A 2,995-nucleotide genomic window follows, 5' to 3' on the forward strand; every position below is an offset into this window, starting at 1 on the left:
GAGGACAAGTTCACGTTCGGTCTGTGGACCGTCGGCTGGCGGGGCAACGACCCGTTCGGTGAGCCGACGCGTCCGGTGCTGGACCCGGTGGAGTCGGTCGAGCGGCTGGCGGAGCTGGGTGCGCACGGTGTGACGTTCCACGACGACGACCTGATCCCGTTCGGGGCGGACGAGGCGGAGCGGGCGCGGTTGGTGGGCCGGTTCAAGGGCGCGTTGGAGCGGACCGGGCTGAAGGTGCCGATGGCGACGACGAACCTGTTCACGCACCCGGTGTTCAAGGACGGGGGGTTCACCTCGAACGACCGTGACGTGCGCCGTTTCGCGTTGCGCAAGGTGATCCGCAACATCGATCTGGCCGTCGAGCTCGGTGCCGGGACGTATGTGGCGTGGGGCGGGCGCGAGGGTGCGGAGTCCGGTGCGGCCAAGGACGTGCGGCTGGCGCTGGACCGGATGAAGGAGGCGTTCGACCTGCTGGGCGACTACGTCACCGAGCAGGGCTACGACCTGCGCTTCGCGATCGAGCCGAAGCCGAACGAGCCCCGCGGTGACATCCTGCTGCCGACGATCGGGCACGCGCTGGCGTTCATCGAGCGGCTGGAGCGCCCGGAGCTGGTCGGGGTGAACCCGGAGACCGGGCACGAGCAGATGGCGGGGCTGAACTTCCCGCACGGGATCGCCCAGGCACTGTGGGCGGGCAAGCTCTTCCACATCGACCTCAACGGCCAGTCCGGCATCAAGTACGACCAGGACTTCCGCTTCGGCGCCGGTGACCTGCGCCAGGCGTTCTGGCTGGTGGACCTGCTGGAGTCGGCCGGCTGGGACGGCCCGCGCCACTTCGACTTCAAGCCCGTGCGCACCGACGGGATCGACGGGGTCTGGGAGTCGGCGAAGAACTGCATGCGCAACTACCTCGTCCTCAAGGAGCGCGCCGCGGCCTTCCGCGCCGACCCCGCCGTCCAGGAGGCCCTGACCGCCTCCCGCCTCGACGAACTCGCCCGCCCCACCGCCGACGACGGCCTCAAGGCCCTCCTCGCCGACCGCACCGCCTACGAGGATTTCGACGCGGACGCCGCCGCCGGCCGCTCCATGGCCTTCGAAGCCCTCGACCAGCTCGCCATGGACCACCTCCTCGCCGTCCGCTGACCCCTGGAGTCCGGCGGCGGTCAGCCGCCGGACTCCCCCGGCTCTCCCCGTCGTGACACCCGCCGGATTCACGCCGGGGCTTGACGAACATCCCGTGGGAGCGTTCCCATGGGCCCGGCCACCCTCTCACCGCAAGGGCACCACCGTGACAGAACCTTCCCCGGACGGGCGGGTCCGACGCCGCAACCGCCGCACCAGGCGGATCGTCGTCCCCCTCACCGTCGTCTCCGCGATCGTCGCCGGCTCCGTCCTGTCGGGGTGCGGCCGCCAGCAGGACCCCGACGTGTACACCGTCATGAACTCCTCGACCGACGAGTCGTACCACCGCTGGGACGGGGACACCCTCAAGCGCTGCAGCAAGGAGCTCGGGGTCACCATCGAGCAGCAGAGTGTTCCGGCGGCCCAGTTGATGACCAAGGCGCTGCGCATGGCGTCCTCGAAGTCGCTGCCGGACGTCCTCCAGCTGGACGCCTCCGAGATGCCGACGTTCGCCGAGGCCGGCGGGCTGATCCCGCTGAAGGACCTGGGGCTGTCCACGAAGGACATCCCCGAGGGCATCGTCGACTTCGGCTCGTTCGACGGGAAGTACTACGGGGCCGCGCGCACGGTGAACACCCTGGCGCTCTTCTACAACAAGGACGTCCTCGACCAGGCCGGGCTGAAGGTGCCCACGACCTGGGACGAGATGCGGGAGACGGCCGCGAAGCTGACCCAGGGCAAGCGGTACGGCCTGGCGCTGAGCGCGGGCGGCGCGGAGGACGGCGTCTTCCAGTTCACCCCGTTCATGTGGTCCAACGGCGGCGACGAGACGAAGCTCGACTCCCCCGAGGTCGCCGGTGCGCTCGACTACTGGAAGGCGCTGCTGAAGGACGGCTCGCTCTCCAAGTCCACCGTCAACTGGACCCAGGCCGACGTGAACGACCAGTTCATGGCCGGCAACGCGGCCATGATGATCAACGGCCCGTGGCAGGTCGAGACCCTGAACGCCAAGAAGGGCCTCAACTGGGGCATCGCCGAGATCCCCGTCCCGAAGGCGGGCGACGACTCGGTCGGGCCGCTGGGCGGCGGTGTGCTGACCGTGCCCAACACCGGTGACGACGAGCGCGAGAAGACGGCCGCGAAGATCATCGGCTGTATGGCGGGCGAGCAGGAGCAGATCACCTACGCCCTGAACAGCTGGATGGTCCCGGCGAACACCAAGGCCGCCGCCGTCTGGCGTACGAAGGCCCCGGAGCTGGCGGCCCTGGCCGGGCAGGTCTCGACGGCCCGGTCCCGTACGGCGAAGGTCGGCGCGCAGTGGTCGTCCGTGTCGCTCGCCCTGCAGAGCGCCTTCCAGTCCGCCCTCACCGGCGAGTCCAGCGAAGCCGCACTGGCCCGCGCCCAGCAGCGCGTCACGAGCGGGAACTGAGGTAACGAACCATGGCATCCACCACAGCCTCCGCCGCGCCGCAGGCCGACCCGAAGGCCGCCGGCACCGGTGCGGCCAAGAAGCCGCTGAGCCCGCAGCGCGCCAGGCGGCGCAGGCAGCTCGCCCAGTGGGGGTTCATCGCCCCCGCCGTGGTCTTCATGGCGCTGTTCTTCGGCTATCCGCTCGTCCGCAACATCCTGATGAGCTTCCAGGACTACTCCCCGTCCACGTTCTTCACCGGTGAGGCGCCGTTCAACGGTCTGGACAACTGGCGGAACGTCTTCGACGACGGGCTGTTCGGCAAGGCCCTGTGGCAGACGATCCTCTTCACCGTCGGATCGCTCGTCGGGCAGTTCTGCATCGGCCTGGCCCTGGCCGTCTTCTTCAGCCGCCGCTTCCCGCTGAACGGCATCCTGCGCTCGCTGATCCTGCTGCCGTGGCTCC

The 2,995-nt window shown here is 69.7% G+C and carries 3 protein-coding genes; all 3 read left to right on the top strand.

Annotation, left to right across the window (positions count from 1 at the left end; translation table 11 throughout):
- Positions 1 to 1,143, top strand: a 1,143-nt coding sequence (gene xylA, locus IH13_RS0114265) for a xylose isomerase (protein ID WP_031084411.1), incomplete at its 5' end; no start/stop codon positions are given.
- A gap of 145 nt (positions 1,144 to 1,288) precedes the next feature.
- The gene (locus IH13_RS0114270) at positions 1,289 to 2,551 is read left to right on the top strand and encodes an ABC transporter substrate-binding protein (RefSeq protein ID WP_031084413.1); all 1,263 of its coding nucleotides are present in this window, start codon (positions 1,289 to 1,291) and stop codon (positions 2,549 to 2,551) included.
- An 11-nt stretch (positions 2,552 to 2,562) separates the two neighbouring features.
- Positions 2,563 to 2,995: carbohydrate ABC transporter permease (locus tag IH13_RS0114275; RefSeq protein ID WP_031084415.1), on the top strand; the 433-nt coding region annotated here is incomplete at its 3' end.

The organism is Streptomyces sp. NRRL WC-3549 (assembly GCF_000721935.1).
Classification (GTDB): domain Bacteria; phylum Actinomycetota; class Actinomycetes; order Streptomycetales; family Streptomycetaceae; genus Streptomyces.